Origin of the sequence: Paenibacillus sp. GM2, from assembly GCF_900069005.2 — a bacterium.
Lineage (GTDB): Bacteria > Bacillota > Bacilli > Paenibacillales > Paenibacillaceae > Fontibacillus.
The window spans coordinates 3,490,027-3,506,855 of record NZ_LN831279.1 but is presented as its reverse complement, the minus strand read 5'-3'; the positions used below and the strand labels follow the sequence as shown (position 1 = coordinate 3,506,855).

Sequence of the window (16,829 nt, the reverse complement as noted above, 5' to 3'; positions counted from 1 at the left end):
TTGGCATTTCCAGGCTGCATAATGGAGGTTAGGACAATCAATGAGGGACAAAGTCTCCGGCCCTGTCTGGGCCGGAGACTTTGCATAGATCGCTGAATAAATGGGACTTGTCTCTTAGGGGCAGCTAAGTATAACTAAGCATAACTAAATTCAGTCACATGCAAGAGCTCCAGTTGGCGATTCCAGCAGCCAAATGTTACCGTTACAATTCGGAATCAGGCTGCGAATCCTCATCTTCACTTCCTGCCTCCAGCGCCAGCTTCAGAAGATGATCGGGGATTTTGAACTTTTCGTTATTTATAAATAGCTCATTAAGAACGTTTGTCTCTGAATGGTGAGCCAGCTTGATTTCATTGATCTCATTGTGAAGCCGCTCCATTTTCTGGTCGAGCTCAAAGGCGGTGTCGGCGGCAAGCTTCAAGTCTTTCAATAGCTCATCGGGTACTGTCTCATTGCATTTGTAGAAGATTTTATGCTCCAGGCTGGCCCAGAAATCCATGGCAATTGTGCGGATCTGGATTTCAACACAGACCGGCTCTACGCGGTCGGACATAAAGACAGGAACCTCTACCAGCAGATGCAGGCTCTTATAACCGTTTGGCTTCGGATCTTTAATGTAATCCTTGACGGATACGGTTGTCAGGTCCTGCTGATTTTGCAGCATTTCGCTGATCCGGTAAATGTCCGATATGAACGAACAGGTAATGCGAATACCGGCAATATCTTTAATGGTATGCTTGATATCCTCCAATGAGCCGATTCCACCCTTACGGTACAGCTTCTTCATAATACTTTCAGGGGATTTTAATCTGGATTTGGTATGTTCAATTGGATTATAGTCATGCAACAGCTGGAATTCTTCTTGTAAAATATCGATCTTCGTCTCTACTTCCTGCAGAGCAAATTTATACATCATAAGGAATCGAGTTATCTTCTTCTGCATCAGCTTCATTTGTTCTATTGGATTATCTATCATGTCTGTCGTCCTTTTCGTATATAATGATAGCCTAGCTATATCACTCAGCTTTATCTATTATAACTTAGTCTCAAACCTAATTTCCAGAATCGCCCCAGTAAGGTGAATCCGAGTGAAGGAAATCATGGGATACCGTGGAATATAACTAAAGATATAGCACTATTCTTATAATGAAAGAGGGTAGAGTCGGATTATGAAATTCAGCGAATATACTTATCAGCGTCCTGTTGTCAAAGAGTTCGAAGTGAAATTCAAGGAGCTCCTGAACGGCTTCACTTCTGCAGAAAGTTATGAGGAGCAGGATGCGGCGATGACGGCGATCAACCAGCTTCGCAGCGAGTATGATACGATGCATACGATCGCCAGCGTTCGCCATTCGATTGATACGAACGATGAATTCTATAAGGCGGAGAACGATTATTATGACGAGGTTGATCCCGTCGTCCTGGAATTTATTAATGACTATTACCGCGCGCTTGTAGGATCGAAATTCAGAGCGGAACTGGAGCAGAAATGGGGCAAGCAGCTATTCCAGCTGGCCGATCTGTCACTTAAGACATTCAGCCCCGAGATTATTGAGGATCTGCAGCAAGAGAATAAGCTTCAGACGGAGTATACACAATTGATCGCCTCGGCGAAAATTCCGTTCGAAGGGGAAGAACGCACTCTGGCCCAATTGATTCCTTTTATGCAGTCTACGGATCGAGATTTGCGCAAGCGGGCTGAGGAAGCGCGCGCTGGCTTTTTGGCTGAGAACGAGGATCGGCTCGATCGTATCTATGATGATATGGTGAAGGTACGGACGCGAATTGCCAAGAAGCTGGGCTATAACAACTTCGTTGAGCTGGCTTATGCCAGAATGAGCCGAACAGACTATAATGCCGAGATGGTCGCTAATTTCCGTGATCAAGTGCAGAAATATATCGTACCTGTCGTTACGAAGCTGAAGGAGCGGCAGCGGCAGCGTATTGAAGTGGATCAATTGCTCTATTATGACGAGAACATCAGCTTCAAGTCCGGAAATGCCACGCCGAAGGGCGATCCGGACTGGATCGTAAAGGGCGGCGAGAAGATGTATGCCGAGCTTTCTCCCGAGACGGATGAATTTTTCAGCTTCATGCAAAATAATGGACTGATGGATCTGGTCAGCAAAAAAGGCAAACAAAGCGGCGGCTATTGTACGTATATTAGCGAGTATGGGGCACCGTTCATCTTCTCCAATTTTAATGGAACGTCTGGGGATATCGATGTGTTGACCCATGAAGCGGGTCACGCCTTCCAGGTGTACACAAGCAGACATCTGCAGGTACCGGAGTACAGCTTCCCGACTTATGAGGCTTGTGAGATTCATTCCATGAGTATGGAATTTTTCACTTGGCCGTGGATGAACCTCTTCTTTGAGGAGGAAGCCGACAAGTACCGCTTCGATCATCTGGCCAGCGGGTTAATCTTCATTCCGTACGGCGTGTCGGTCGATGAGTTCCAGCATTTTGTGTACGAGAATCCGGATGCTACGCCAGCGGAGCGTAAGCAAGCATGGCGCAATATCGAGCGCAAATATTTGCCGCACCGTGATTATGCGGACAATGATTATTTCGAGCGCGGTGGCTTCTGGCAGAAACAGGGTCATATTTATACGACCCCATTCTACTATATTGACTACACGTTGGCCCAGATTTGCGCGTTTCAATTCTGGAAGAAAATGCACGAGAACCGCGAAAAAGCGTGGGAGGATTATCTGCGCCTCTGCCGTCAAGGCGGCAGCTTATCCTTCACTGAATTGGTCAAGGTAGCCGATCTGATCTCTCCATTTGAGGATGGTTGTGTGACTTCGGTTATTGGCAGCATCGAGAATTGGCTGGACCAAGTGGACGATAAGGCGTTGTAGACCTAATAAAATGTTCAATACAACAGCGCGTACCTGATGACGGTACGCGCTGTTTGAGTTTGAGCAAAATAAGCTGTTCATAGCTTATTTCTTATTTAGAAGAAGGTCTGCCAGAACGTCGCTACCGTCAGGCCGATCAGAAGACCTACCATGGACCACCCCCAGATTCTCCCGAACAGCTTGGTTCGGTAGTCTCCCATCAGCCGCTTATCGCTGGTCATCAGCACCATAAATATAAGCAAGGGGAGCATCAGGATGCCGCCGATGACCTGAGTGATAATCGAAATAAGGTTCAGCGGTAAATTCGGAATCAGAATTGCCGCAGCTGCGAAGACCAGACTTCCGATATATACGGCATAGAACTTCGGGGCCTCGGTAATCTTGTCATTCAAGCTCTTGGACCAGCCGAACAGTTCGGCAATGCTCCAGGATGAAGAGAGAGATACGGTGATAGAGGCTAAGAACCCTGCATTAAACAGGCCAAGTCCGAATAAAATAGCAGGCCATCTTCCGACGACTTGGTCTATTGCGCTAATCATCTCGGCCGGTCCGGCATCATTCATATTTTGAACATGACCGAACAATGCGGCTCCGCAAATGATAATGCCTGCTGCAATGATCACCTGTATGATTGAGCCAATGGCTGTATCGATCCGGCTGAAGCGCAGTTCCTTAGCGGTAACGCCTTTATCGATCGTCCCGCTGCCTTGAAAGAAGATCATCCAGGGGGCGATTGCATTGCCAATCGTAGCGATTATGAACCAGACGAGTCCATCCTTTAAGTATTCAGGTACATTCCAAGTGATGAAGGCGCGGCCTATATCGGCCATGCTAGGATGAGTCATGGCGGCAACGACGAGGAAAATAATATTAAGAGCGCCGATGAATAAGGCCATCCGTTCTTTAGTCCAATAGCCGGTGAACAGAACAAAGGTAATAATAAGCGCCAGGCAGACCAGAGAGCTTAGCCATAGCGGAAAACCCAGCAGTACTAATCCGGCCGTCATTCCTATAAATTCGGTGATCAGCGTTAACAGATTCTCAAAAGCTAAGGTAGAGATATGGTAGTATCCCCAGAACCGTCCATACCGTCTCAGCGCCAGTCTGGAGAAGCCTTCCTGGGTGACTGCCCCCAGCCGCATGCTCATCTCCTGAATCGTATATGCCAGCGGGGCCAGGCAAATCACGAGCGGTACAAACAGGCCGATGCCGAAGTGGGCTCCTGTAACCGCATAGGCGATCACCCCTCCGGCATCATTATTAGCAATGGCCGCCAGCAACCCGGGCCCCAGCAGCGCCCATAGGACCCATAGAAAGCGGCGTGGTCCTCTTTTTGGTCGATCCACCATTTCTTTGAACTTGGAACGACTCTCTTCCGCTTGAACTTGACTCATGTAGCGTTCTCACTCCCTCTTGGATGTTAATTATGTTGCAGTCTATTCGGGAGTGTTGAGAAAAGTGCAACGAATTTTGAGCCTTCTGCAATATTGTTTGCTTATATTTTCTCCGCTTTAATGATTTAGGCAGACATAAGCCCCTAGGATAAACAAGGGTCAGCCATTGCTTATCTTAGGGGCTATAAATTTAAGAAGCAGAATCATCAATTCGCGATAGCCGTTCCATTACGAGCTGGACTGCAATCGCGTCATCGACGTAGCCAATCGGGAATAAATAATCAGGTATGATATCGACGGCAGAGATGAAATACAATAGTCCGCTGCCGAGTACAGCCTGTTCCTCCGGAGATATATCCTCATGACAATATTGCTCGAACATTCGATTCAGCTTTTCGATGAAGGGTCCGGCACCATTCACCTGCTCTACCTTGGAATGAAAGTCATCGCGAATCATTTGCTTGCCTTCAGCCGTTTGGGCGTATTGCTCGTATTTCACTAATTCCTGTTGCACGCGTTCTGTTGTAAACTGCGGGTCGAAGCTAGTGGAGGAAGTCAGAACGTCTTGAATCGTATTAATGGAGTGATGAAGATCGGTGAGCCGTTCCTTTTCCAATTCTTCGCCGTCCAGCATGGCTGCTTCGATGAGCACTGCCAACGGTACATGCAGATGTTCAGCAAATAACTTCAGGTGGCTCGGCTTGGCCGACTGTTTGCCATTTACAATACGAGATATTGTCGCCGTATCAATTCCCGTCAATACACTCAGCCTTCGCATGGATAGCGAGTTCTCCTGCAGCAGCGATTTAAGTATAACGCCAAAATTGGCCTCCATTTTGAACACTCCTCCCCTTGATCATCATCCACCTGTTTAGATCAATATATGAAGAAAGTATGTGGCCTTGTTCATATTCTTCCTTTTGAATCTGCCTATTGTTGATAATTGCTCAACAGCCTGCTTGGCAGTCATGCACCAAACCCAAGCAGCCTATTGGTTGGTATTGGCTGTCTTTATTTATTTATATTACTGAGCCTCAACAATAGCACTAATTGTAAGCCTCAGAGAGAGTTCCTCTTTGTCGGAAGTAAGTTTCTTATCATATGTAAGCTCCAGCGAGTCTGCACTACTTGCCGGAAGAGAGGGGAGCGGATGGACCCAATCTGTAAAAGTGCGGTTTTTTTGAAATGAAATTGCCGATCTCAAACAAAATCCCTGCAAAAACGCAAGGATTAATATGTATATACTTGGATTTTAGGCTTTTAACCTGAAAAGACTGCTTTTTGTGAACCGTAAATCGTTTAGCTTGATGAAAGCAGCATTTATGCAGGGAATGGCGGGTGATTAGTGGTCACAGCTTGACGGCAGCAGCGAATCATTTCGAGCTGGGATGGCCCGGCCAGCAAGGCGGTGCTGAGAAGATTCCCCCAATAAAAGCCGCACCTTCGCAGTAACTTCCGGTCAGCTAGGGGTATCTGTTAGACGGTTTTCGCTCTGCCAGCTTCTTCATATAGGTTTCCAGCAAAATATCCAAAAGCACAACGAGTGGAGAACGAGGGGTTATATCATAGCCGGAGAACGATTCCGTGGGCAGACTGGTGCTGATGTTATGGGTGGCCAGCTGGGACAAGCGGCTTCCGGCGTTATTGGTTACTGTAAAAATCTGTGCGCCGGTAAAGCGAATTTTCTCCGCCGCTTTAACCAGCGTGGCCGTCTGTCCGCTCATTGAAATAAATACGACAATATCGCCGTTTTGCAGCATATTCGGGAGCAAGTCAATGATGTGTGATTCATATACATGCATATTCTGTTTATGTACTTGCAGCAGCCTTTTGGCAAAATATTCACCAAGCGCTTTAGTAAGTCCTACCGAGACTACAACGATGGTTTTGGAGTGCAGCATAATCTGTGCCATCTGACTGATCCGTTCATGATCGATGTTATCAAGCGACTGGTGCAGGTGCTGAACGTATTTTTGAACGACATGAAGGTGGTCCAAGGCATTATTATCGTTCAAGGTACGCAAAATATAGCGTAAATCGGCAAAACCGGTCAGACCGAGCTTTTTGCAGGTACGGATTACTGTGGTGGTAGAAACGTTGATAGCTTCCGCCATCTCTACCAGCGACTGTCTTTTTGCCGTCTCAAAGTGATTATCAATGTAGTATAGTACATATTTCTCCGCATTGCTGAGCTGCTCAATGTAAGTCCCAAAACGCTCCAGTACCTGTCCCATTTTTGCTGTTTGGCCTCCCTGCTATTTCGACTTTATTACGATTGTACAATTATACATGATCTGTATCTTATACAAAAACAAATTTGGTTATTATATAAATGAAAACGCTGTTAACAGCCGTAATATAACTGATTTTACGGGGAAGAGAGGTTTAACGACATGAAGCTTCAAACAATGACAGGATCTCATCTGTTGTTTCTGGACGTTGACTGGTCAAGCAAAGAGGAAGTGATTGATCATCTGGTTGGCGCTTTGGCAGATGCCGGGGCTGTCGAATCTAAAGAACAATTTAAACAGGTTGTCTTCGAACGGGAGGGACATTCGCCGACGGGGTTTGAGCATGGTCTTGCTATTCCTCATGGCAAATCGGCTCTTGTTAAGGAAGCCAAAGTGGCGATCGCCCGATTGAAGGCGCCGATTGAAGGCTGGGAGTCGATTGATCCCGATAATAAAGTAGACCTGGTCTTCCTGCTGGCGATTCCTGCAGCGGAGTCGGGCTCGACACATGTGCGGCTGTTGGCTCAGCTGTCAGCCAAACTGGTAGATGAGGATTATCGTGCGCGATTGTATTCAGCCAAGTCGCCGGAGAGCTTTCTGAACAGTTTGGACGGGACGGAGGAGAACAGCACGCCGGAGCAGAGCAGCGCTGTCGCTAAACGCACTGTGCTTGCAGTAACCTCCTGCGCCGCTGGGATTGCCCATACCTATATGGCAGCTGAAGCTCTGCAGAAAGCGGGGAATGAGCTGGGCGTGACGGTGCTGGTTGAGAAGCAGGGAGCCAATGGACAAGAGGATCGCCATACGGCAGAGCAGATAGCCAAAGCGGACGCCGTGCTGTTTGCCGTGGACACCAAGGTGAAAGAACGGGGACGTTATGCCGGCAAACCGTACGTTCAAGTAAAGGTGGCCGAACCGCTCCGGCACGGCAAGGAATTGCTGCTGCAGGCGCTTGAGAATCCTTCCGGTATTGTTGAGAAGGAGGAAGTGCAGGAAGCAGCGGTCAAAACAGCCCCGAAGGGATTTAAGGGCCTCATCGGTGAAATGGCGCAGGCGGTCATGACCGGGATATCCTATATGATTCCGGTGCTGGTGGCCGCCGGACTTATGCTCGGGATCGCCAAATTGACCTGGCTGTACGGTCTGGGGCTTCCAATCGCGGATATCGGCAGCGCGGACTACGCGGCAGTTGGAGGATTGAAGGAGTTCCTGCACAATCTGGACGCCTTCGGAAACCTGATCTTCAAGTTCCTGTACCCGGTATTCAGTATGTTTGTCGCTTATGCTCTGGCTGACCGGGTTGGTATTGTGTCCGGCCTGCTTGGGGGAGTATTCGCCAGCGGTATGCATTACACCTTTTGGGGTGTGGAGGGTGGAATTCCAAGCGGTTTTCTTGGAGCGCTCGTATTGGGGTTAGCTGCTGGATACATGGCCCGCTTCTTGAATCAAAAAATCCGCTTATCGCAAAATTTTGCGGCCATGAAGCCGATGCTCCTTATTCCAGGTATCAGCATTCTTCTATTATTCATTCTGAACCAGTACTTGGTGGATCCGTTCTTCAGCCAGCTGAACCGCTGGATTGCCGACTTTATTCAGGGTATGACGGGGACCGGCGAGCTTACCTTGTCGGCGGTTATCGCGGCGGCAACCGCCTTTGACCTTGGCGGGCCTGTCAATAAGGCAGCCGGGGCGATCGCGATCGGGATGGCTGCAGATCATATTTTTCCGCTTACCCCACGCGTGCTGGCCATCGTTATTCCGCCGCTCGGCATTGGCCTGGCGACTATTATTGACAAGTTTGTTGTAGGGCGGCGTGTATTTAGTCCGGATTTGCGTGTTGCAGGGAATACTTCGTTTCTGCTCGGATTTCTGGCTATTTCTGAAGGGGCAATTCCCTTCATGCTGAGAAACCCGCTGCTCACCATCCCGATTAATCTGATTGGAGCGGTCGCTGGTTCCTGTACTGCGGTCGCACTTGGCGCCGTTCAGTGGTACCCGCTGCCAGCTATTTGGGGCTGGCCGCTGGTGGAACATTTCCTGGCTTACTTTATCGGTTTGGTGGTAGGTATCGCCATTATCGCTTTTTCCAACATCTTTATTCGTTATGCCATGATCAAACGTGAAGAATTGAAGGATAGCTGAGCTGTTTAACAAGATACATCAGGCTGTGCGGCAGCACAGCCTTCTCAATTTCATTGGAGGTACGCATCATGAACTGCAAATCCAAAGTCCATATTGTACCGCACTCCCACTGGGACAGAGAGTGGTATTTTACAATAGAAGATTCGAATATATTGCTTGTTGAGAATCTGGATGCTCTGTTGGAAGTGCTGGAGCAAAAGACATCCTTTCCAGGGTATGTCTTTGATGCCCAGGTTTCCGTCATAGAGGATTATCTGGCGGTTCGTCCGGAAAACCGCGAGCGTCTTAAGTCGCTAATAAGCCAGCGGAGGATTTTTATTGGCCCCTGGTTTACACAGACGGATTCGCTGCTGGTCAACCGGGAGTCGGTCATCCGTAACTTGCTGTATGGTGTACGCGGCGCAGAAGCCATGGGACATTCTATGAAAGTGGGTTATTTGCCGGATATTTTCGGTCAAAATGCTTACCTTCCGTCTTTTTTTCAGGAGTTTGGTATTCAGTACAGCGTTTTGCAGCGGGGGGTTTATGACGATCAAGTCCCGCGCGATCTTAATTTTACGTGGGTGTCGCCGGACGGTAAGGAAGTGAAGACCAACTATATTTATTTTGGTTATGGCCCTGGGAAGTTTCTGGAACCTTCGGCTGCTTACTTCACCGAGCGTTTAAACCCGATCCTGGAAGCACTGGAACAGAAAAATACCTCGACGAATCAAATTTTGCTGCCAGCGGGCGGCGATCAGGTGCTGATTCGGGCGGCTTTCCCGGAGACGGTGCAATGGCTGAACCAGCATGATCCCAGCCGGGAATATGTATTGTCTGATTATGAGGCGTTTATGAAAGAGACATGGTGTGGAGCAGGCTTCAAAGAACGCCTTGAAGGCGAGCTTATCGCGGGCCAGAAGGCTCGAATCCACAGCACGATCCGTTCGCAGCGCGTGGATCTGAAGATGCTTAACTACCATGTGGAGAACAAGCTCCTGTATGTGCTGGAGCCATTAGCTTGTATCGCTTCAGCGCTTGGCTTCAAATACCCGGTCATGTGGATGAACCGGATCTGGAAGCTGCTGTTTGATGTGCATGCTCATGATTCCATCGGCGGCTGCAATTCGGACGATACGAACCGCAGCATCGAAATGCGCCTGATCCAAAGCGAACGGATGATCGACGGATTGTGCAACGTTCTCAAGAAACAACTGGCCAGAGCTGCATTACACAATGAGGAAGGCGGAGACCTCCTGGTATTCAATTTGTTGCCGCGCCATAGGGAAATACTCCAGCCGATCGTAGTATTTACCAGGGACAGCCAATTTTGGTTACAGGACAGGTCCGGAGCATCTCTGGAAGCCATGGTGGTGAGACAGGATTATATCGACGGGGGGCGTCAGGTCCTTGTCACCGCGGAAGGCGAGCAAGAAGTGAAGGCCCCCGGTTATTACCGGACGGAACTTCTGGTTAGAACCGAGGTGCCGGCCATGGGGTATACAACCCTGCGGGTTAAAGAAGGCAAGCGACTGGAGCATTGGGCGCCGGTCAGAGAGCCGGTGATCCAGAACGAGATGTATCGGCTGGAATGGGAGAATGGTGAAATGATACTGGAAGACCTCAGAAGCGGCAGAAGAATTTCCGGATTGCTGCGCTTTGAGGATGCTGGCGATGCCGGCGATTCTTACGACTTCTCGCCGCTTGCCGGGGCGGATTCTCTTTTTGGCAGCACCTGCGAGCTGGTGGATGTCAAACAGGGAGCATTAAGCAGTTTATTGACGGTCCGCCATACGATGAAGGTCCCGAATCATATCGATGAGCGGGCATTAGGCAAGGCTGAGCAGGAACTTGTTATAGAAACGGCCTTCGAGCTGCGTCAGGGCGAAGCTTACGTACGCGTGAAGCATGTAGTGGATAACTCCGTGCGCGATCACCGTTTGCGCGTGCTGCTCCGGCATCAAGGAGAGCATACCTGGGCTGATCAGGCATTTACTGCGCTGCGGCGGGAGAAGGTCAACCCTCATTGGCAGAATTGGCGGGAGAAAGGCTTTGCTGAAGCGCCGGTACCTATTTATCCCTTGGAGAATTATGTAGTCGCGGAAGGCCAGGATGGTCAGCTTGGCGTTATTACCGAAGGACTCAAGGAGTATGAGCTCTTGGAAGAGGAACTGGCGCTGACGTTGTTTCGCTCCGTCGGGCAGTTGGGTAAGGATGACTTGGCCTGGCGGCCAGGGCGGGCTTCCGGCATTAATAACAAGGTGGTAGAAACCCCGGATGCCCAGCTTCTAAAGCCGCTATCTTTTGCCTATGCGCTTCATATTGCTGAGGGCCCGTTCCGTGCGGAGGAATGGAGCAAAATGGCGGAGGAATATATCGGACACGCTACGGCATACCACCTTCAGACGCTTAATACCTTTGAAGAACGGCTGGAGCGGTTCGAGCTGCCGCAGCCGATAAACCAGGCGCCGGTTGAATTTTCCTTACTGTCGGTCGAGGGAAAGGTTCTCTTCTCGGCGCTGAAGCGGAGCGAGGAGGGGGACGGTATAGTACTAAGGCTATTTAACCCCGGGGATGAAGACGAGCCGGTTATGCTTCACTCTGAACTCTTCGCTGAAATTCAGCGGACTACTTTGGCGGAGCTTCCTACACCCGATTCCGTCAACTCGATAGCTGCCAGAGGATATATGACACTCAAATGTCTAACGGAGAAGGAGTAGATCGTATGAACAAACAGGAGCTGAAGCAGGACCTGCGAGAGAAAATGCTGTTCATCTATGGGGAGAGTCAGGGCTTGCCGGCCTATGAAGCGATGCTCTCGCTTGTAGAACGGTGGGAATCCGTTGACTTCGGGCAAAGCGGGGAGCTGAGCGAGTGTAATGCCTTCCTGATTACTTATGGAGATGCTATCCGTATGCCGGGGAAGACGCCGCTTGCCGCCCTGCACACCTTCCTCAAAGAGCAGGTTGGCCGCGATGCAATCACCGATATTCACCTGCTTCCGATGTTCCCGTATACTTCAGACGACGGGTTTTCGGTGACAGATTACCGTGCGATTCATCCGGACCTGGGAAGCTGGGAGGATATCGGCGGGTTCCTGGATGATTACCGACTGATGTTTGATTTTGTCGCCAATCATGTATCGAAATCAAGCGAGTGGTTTCAAGGTTATCTTCGATGCAATCAGCGGTATGAGCACTATTTTATTCCCAGGGAAGAAGAATTTGATGTATCGCAGGTAATCCGCCCCCGCACCTCGCCCTTGTTCCATGAATATGAAGGAAGCTGCGGACAGCGAACAGCCTGGACTACGTTCAGCGAGGATCAGGTGGATCTGAATGCGAGCCATTTTCCAGTATTATGCGAATTGAGCGATATATTGCTGGACTATGCCCGGCGCGGGGCCTCTGCTATTCGACTGGATGCGATCGGTTTCTTGTGGAAGGATTCAGGAACGACCTGCATGCATTTGCCGCGTACACATGCGATCATTTCTACATGGCGTCGGCTATTGGATTATTTTAAGCCAGGAACTCAAATCATTACCGAGACGAATGTTCCACACGCCGATAACATCAGTTACTTTGGGGATGGCATGAACGAGGCCAACATGGTCTACCAGTTTTCGCTGCCTCCGCTCGTTTTGTTTACCCTCACTGTTGAGGATGCAACAAAGCTGACGCAATGGGCGAAAGGGATTAAGCGAGTGTCCGATACCGCTACCTATTTTAATTTTCTGGCTTCCCATGACGGAATCGGTATGCGTCCCGCAGAAGGCATTCTGAATGAACAAGAACGACAGTTGCTGGCCGAGAAGACGGTTGCCAACGGCGGGCGCATCTCCTACAAAAATAACCCTGACGGCACAAAATCGGTATACGAGCTAAATATCAACTATATTGATGCGCTCGCCAATGCCGAAGAGAAAAACAATATTCATCTTGTCACGCAAAAAGCGCTGGCCGCTCACTGTATTCTTTGCTCGGTCATTGGCGTTCCTGCTATTTATTATCATTCTCTGTTTGGCTCCTCTAATGATTATAAGGGATTGGAGGAGAGCGGCATTAATCGTCGGATAAACCGCGAGAAGCTGGATGCCGGAAGATTGACCGCGGAACTAACTGGCGATGAGCGGCGACGTACTATATTCAGCGGCATTACAGCCATGCTTGCTGCCCGGAGAAAGGCCAGCGCATTCTCCCCTTATGCCAGCCAGGAAATTCTTGAGCTGGACAGCCGGGTATTTGCAGTACGCCGGAATAATGCCAAGACAGGCTGCACGGTTACGGCAATCATTAATGTGACGGGCAGACCGGTGCAGATAAAGGCCCCGAAATCAGGCAGGGATCTGCTAACCAATAAGGAAACCGGCGACATGCTGGAGCTCGGCCCTTACGGATATATGTGGATTCAGGAAAATTAAGCAACGATCAGGTGTTAACCTAACGGCGGGCTCCGCTGGTCCGGAAGCGGGTTGGGGTGTACGCTGGCTTGGATACAGGCCTTGATACCGTCTAAGACTAGGTTGTAGATGGGCTATGGTATCGCCGATGATAAGGTCAAAGATAGGTTCGATATCACCCATGGCCAGGTTTAAGAGCGACCTTAATACCGCCGTGATTAGGTCGAAGACGAGCTTTGGTATCGCCAATAACAAGATCAAAGACAGGCCTATCGCTATCTCACCGATAACAAGGTCATAGATGGGCTTCGATATCGTCTGTAACTAGGTTCAAGACTATGATTAAAGATACCCGCAAGCGAAGCCGGAGGATCGGCCCGTTTGCGGGTTGTTTTTGTTCGTGTGATTCTTTTTTCGTTTTCGTTCTGCAGGATTTACTTAACAGCCCTGAGACCTATGCCCTGATATGCTTGTGGAATAAGGGATGCAACCGCTGGTTGACATATTGTCAGCTTAACTTGGTAGCTAGCGGCCCGTTGACTTTATATGATGGCGTTGAGGTGATGGATAATGGATTTTGCAGATAAATTGCAAAGTTATAGGAAGCAGAGGGGAATGTCGCAGGAAAATTTGGCGGAGGCAATCGGGGTATCCAGACAGGCCGTGTCCAAATGGGAATCGGGTCAATCGTACCCTGAGATGGAGAAGATGGTTGCGCTCAGCGAACTGTTTCAGGTAAGCATTGATCATCTGGTGAAGGGAGTAGCTGTGGAGGATAGCCGTATTCAGGAAACTAATGCTTCCCCGCACTATAAACCTGTTCCGGAAGAGGGAGTATCTTCAAGCATGCGCTGGGTAAGAGGATATTCATACCATTATGAATATAAGAGCAGGGCAACACTCAACGGGGTACCGATAGTTCATATTAATTACGGCCGTGGAAAGCCTTATGTTGCCAAAGGGATCATTGCAGTAGGGAATATTGCCATTGGCGCCCTATCGTTGGGACTTCTTGCTCTGGGAGGTATAAGCATCGGAGTCTTGTCAGCGGGCCTCATTTCATTGGCGGGGTTTTCGTTCGGCTTGCTGCTAGCTATCGGAGGAGGCGCAATCGGGACGATTGCAATAGGCGGATTGGCTCTAGGCATTTTTGCCCTTGGAGGCCTGGCTTTGGGAATGTTCTCGCTCGGCGGGGCTGCGATCGCTTCCCGGGTTGCTATTGGGGGATATGCCAGTGGGCACATAGCTATCGGCGATACTGTGAGGGGAGCCTATACTTTGATTGCGCAGGAGGGTCAACTTAGCGATATTTATGCCGACGATGTCAGGTCGTTGATCTATCAGGAATATCCAGGATTATGGAGAACGATCGTGGGGTTGCTGGTTTGGATGTTTAGGTAGCGGGATAGAATTGAGATGTCTCTTTATGCCAACCATGCTCATTGTGATGAACCTGAAGATAGCGCAACTATCGAGCTTTGTGGATCAATCGGCAAAATGCAGGTCTTGGGTTTGCTGAAGCTGCTGCCAATTCTTTCTAACGAAACAGGGTATCGCTATTTGGGTCAAAAAGAGCCGCTGTAAAATCTAACGAAACAGGATATCGCTATTGGAGCCAAATTTGAGCTACCGCTCCCTATTTTCCCAAAATAACGATCTGTAGTTTTGTTAGAATTATTTTACTGCCGATTAAGGGGAAATAGCGATTAGTAGTTTCGTTAGAGATCGGTTGGGCCAATAGAAGCTCTCTAACGAAACAGGGTATCGCTATTTGGGTCAAAAAGAGCCGCTGCAAAATCTAACGAAACAGGATATCGCTATTGGAGCCAAATTTGAGCATACACCCCTTATTTTCCCTAAATAACGATCCGTAGTTTCGTTAGAATTATTTTGCTGCCGATTAAGGGGAAATAGCGATCTGTAGTTTCGTTAGAAATCGGTTGGGCCAATTGAAGCTCTCTAACGAAACAGGGTATCGCTATTTGGGTCAAAAAGAGCCGCTGCAAAATCTAACGAAACAGGATATCGCTATTGGAGCCAAATTTGAGCATATGCTTCCTATTTTCCTCAAATAACGATCCGTAGTTTCGTTAGAATTATTTTACTGCCGATTAAGGGGGAAATAGCGATTAGTAGTTTCATTAGAGATCGGTTGGGCCAATAGAAGCTCTCTAACGAAACAGGGTATCGCTATTTGGGTCAAAAAGAACCGCTGTAAAATCTAACGAAACAGGGTATCGTTATTTGGGTCAAAAAGAGCTGCTGTAAAATCTAACGAAACAGGATATCGCTATTGGAACCAAATTTGAGCTAACGCCCCTTATTTTCCTCAAATAACGGATCCATAGTTTCGTTAGAATTATTTTGCTGCCGATTAAGGGGAAATAGCGATTAGTAGTTTCGTTAGAGATCGACCGGACCAATAGAAGCTCTCTAACGAAACAGGATATCGCTATTGGAGCCAAATTTGAGCTAGCGCTCCCTATTTTCCCTAAATAACGATCCGTAGTTTCGTTAGAATTATTTTGCTGCCGTTTAGGGGGAAATAACGATCTGTAGTTTCGTTAGAGATCGACCGGTGCTTTGCGGCGGGATAAAATACTTTAAATCAATCTGGGAATCGCCCTGCGTAAGCCGTCAGGACTAAGATGGAGTTAGCTTGATACGGAGGGAGTGATCGGTATGAAACGCCGGGCTAATTTTTCTATTGTATATGTTAAGGTGTACTTCTACTATTATTAGGCTAAATAGGGCTGTGGACAGCTGTGCCGCATCGGGTTCAACCAACCGCCGTCATGCAGCAAAGTGCTGCACACTGGGAGTTGGGGCGCGGTGCAAAAGAGATCCATGGCCTTTTATACGTGTGTGAGGGGCTATTGTGTGTCTGTTTTTAAGTTACTTAAAAAAGGAACTGAAGTGTTGCTGAAATTGAAGTTTCTGTTCAACAATGAAGATTTAGCGTAGATGATCGTGAAAAATTGGGCGTATGATGAGGATTCGCTGGAAATGTTCCAGTTCTACAGGATTTCCTCTAATGCAATATATCCATTTCGATATAAAGGGAAGATAAGATTGCTCAGATTTGCGCCGGTGAAGGAGAAGAGTAAGCAGAATTTGGAGGCGGAGCTCGAATTTATTTCATATTTGCGTACGAATGGCTTTCCGATTGGAGGTTGTGGAGAGCAAGAGCGGCCAGTATTTAATCAAGGTTGGGACGCCGTGGGGAGCATACTATGCCTTGGTATTCAACCGCGTGCCCGGGAACCCGATCGGCAACATCGACTGTAATGATTCGATTATTAATCGTTAGGGTCAAGCGCTGGGCAGGTTGCATCATTTATCGAGTCAATACACACCGATGCAGGCCCGAAGATGGTCATATCTGGATTGCCTCGACGGGATAGAGGAGCAACTATTAAATTACCTGGAGCACGAGCAGCGCGATGAGTACGAACAGCACGAACAGCACAAGTACCACAAGCAGTACGAGCAGCACGGCGCCGCATTGGCGGAGGCCAGACTGCTGCGGGATTATTTCGCGGCCATGCCTGCGACTAAGGTTAATTTTGGATTGGTCCATTATGACTTCGAATATGATAATGTATTCTATGATTCTACTTCTGAGGAATGTTATGCGATTGATTTTGATGACGCGATGTATCATTGGTATGCGATGGATATTGAGCAGGCCTTAAAGAGTGCACCCTTCCTATAGAATTTGAGCGTAAGAAGCAGCGCATTTTGGCAGGATATGCTGAAGAATATGAGCTTCCGGATTTTACTGCTTTGCTCCCCGCATGCCGGAGATTTGCTAACT

At 48.6% G+C, this 16,829-nt stretch carries 12 protein-coding genes; 8 read left to right on the top strand and 4 right to left on the bottom strand.

Going from position 1 to position 16,829, the window contains the following annotated elements; translation table 11 throughout:
* Nucleotides 1-202: 202 nt before the first annotated feature.
* On the bottom strand, nucleotides 203-976 hold the full coding sequence (locus BN1360_RS25360; protein ID WP_068782647.1) for a GTP pyrophosphokinase: 774 nt from the start codon (nucleotides 974-976) through the stop codon (nucleotides 203-205).
* Nucleotides 977-1,169: 193 nt separating this feature from the next.
* On the opposite strand from BN1360_RS25360, the gene BN1360_RS25355 reads away from it, so the two are divergent.
* Nucleotides 1,170-2,864 carry a M3 family oligoendopeptidase gene (locus BN1360_RS25355; protein WP_068782646.1) on the top strand — a complete coding sequence of 565 codons (1,695 nt, stop codon included), beginning with the start codon at nucleotides 1,170-1,172 and terminating at the stop codon, nucleotides 2,862-2,864.
* Nucleotides 2,865-2,959: 95 nt separating this feature from the next.
* Here BN1360_RS25355 and BN1360_RS25350 read toward each other — a convergent pair whose 3' ends face one another.
* The 3 genes from BN1360_RS25350 to BN1360_RS25340 form a co-directional block, all read right to left on the bottom strand.
* The gene (locus tag BN1360_RS25350) at nucleotides 2,960-4,258 is read right to left on the bottom strand and encodes an NRAMP family divalent metal transporter (protein ID WP_068782645.1); all 1,299 of its coding nucleotides are present in this window, start codon (nucleotides 4,256-4,258) and stop codon (nucleotides 2,960-2,962) included.
* 190 nt (nucleotides 4,259-4,448) lie between these two features.
* Nucleotides 4,449-5,093, bottom strand: a complete 645-nt coding sequence (locus BN1360_RS25345; RefSeq protein WP_068782644.1) for a DUF1232 domain-containing protein — start codon at nucleotides 5,091-5,093, stop codon at nucleotides 4,449-4,451.
* Between the two features lie 628 nt (nucleotides 5,094-5,721).
* Nucleotides 5,722-6,492: a MurR/RpiR family transcriptional regulator gene (locus BN1360_RS25340; RefSeq protein WP_068782643.1), complete on the bottom strand. Its 771-nt coding sequence runs from the start codon at nucleotides 6,490-6,492 to the stop codon at nucleotides 5,722-5,724.
* A gap of 159 nt (nucleotides 6,493-6,651) precedes the next feature.
* On the opposite strand from BN1360_RS25340, the gene BN1360_RS25335 reads away from it, so the two are divergent.
* The 7 genes from BN1360_RS25335 (at nucleotide 6,652) to BN1360_RS26155 (ending at nucleotide 16,727) form a co-directional block, all read left to right on the top strand.
* The gene (locus BN1360_RS25335) at nucleotides 6,652-8,631 is read left to right on the top strand and encodes a fructose-specific PTS transporter subunit EIIC (protein WP_068782642.1); all 1,980 of its coding nucleotides are present in this window, start codon (nucleotides 6,652-6,654) and stop codon (nucleotides 8,629-8,631) included.
* A gap of 68 nt (nucleotides 8,632-8,699) precedes the next feature.
* Nucleotides 8,700-11,330: a glycoside hydrolase family 38 N-terminal domain-containing protein gene (locus BN1360_RS25330; RefSeq protein WP_068782641.1), complete on the top strand. Its 2,631-nt coding sequence runs from the start codon at nucleotides 8,700-8,702 to the stop codon at nucleotides 11,328-11,330.
* A gap of 5 nt (nucleotides 11,331-11,335) precedes the next feature.
* Nucleotides 11,336-13,033, top strand: coding sequence for an alpha-amylase family glycosyl hydrolase (locus BN1360_RS25325; RefSeq protein WP_068782640.1), 1,698 nt, complete (start codon nucleotides 11,336-11,338; stop codon nucleotides 13,031-13,033).
* Between the two features lie 549 nt (nucleotides 13,034-13,582).
* On the top strand, nucleotides 13,583-14,413 hold the full coding sequence (locus BN1360_RS25320; protein WP_068782639.1) for a helix-turn-helix domain-containing protein: 831 nt from the start codon (nucleotides 13,583-13,585) through the stop codon (nucleotides 14,411-14,413).
* Nucleotides 14,414-14,428: 15 nt separating this feature from the next.
* Complete coding sequence (locus tag BN1360_RS25315) at nucleotides 14,429-14,596, top strand: hypothetical protein (protein ID WP_157259366.1); 168 nt, start codon at nucleotides 14,429-14,431, stop codon at nucleotides 14,594-14,596.
* Nucleotides 14,597-16,166: 1,570 nt separating this feature from the next.
* Nucleotides 16,167-16,322: a hypothetical protein gene (locus tag BN1360_RS26160; RefSeq protein WP_229521108.1), complete on the top strand. Its 156-nt coding sequence runs from the start codon at nucleotides 16,167-16,169 to the stop codon at nucleotides 16,320-16,322.
* Between the two features lie 48 nt (nucleotides 16,323-16,370).
* On the top strand, nucleotides 16,371-16,727 hold the full coding sequence (locus BN1360_RS26155) for a phosphotransferase (RefSeq protein ID WP_229521107.1): 357 nt from the start codon (nucleotides 16,371-16,373) through the stop codon (nucleotides 16,725-16,727).
* Nucleotides 16,728-16,829: the final 102 nt, after the last annotated feature.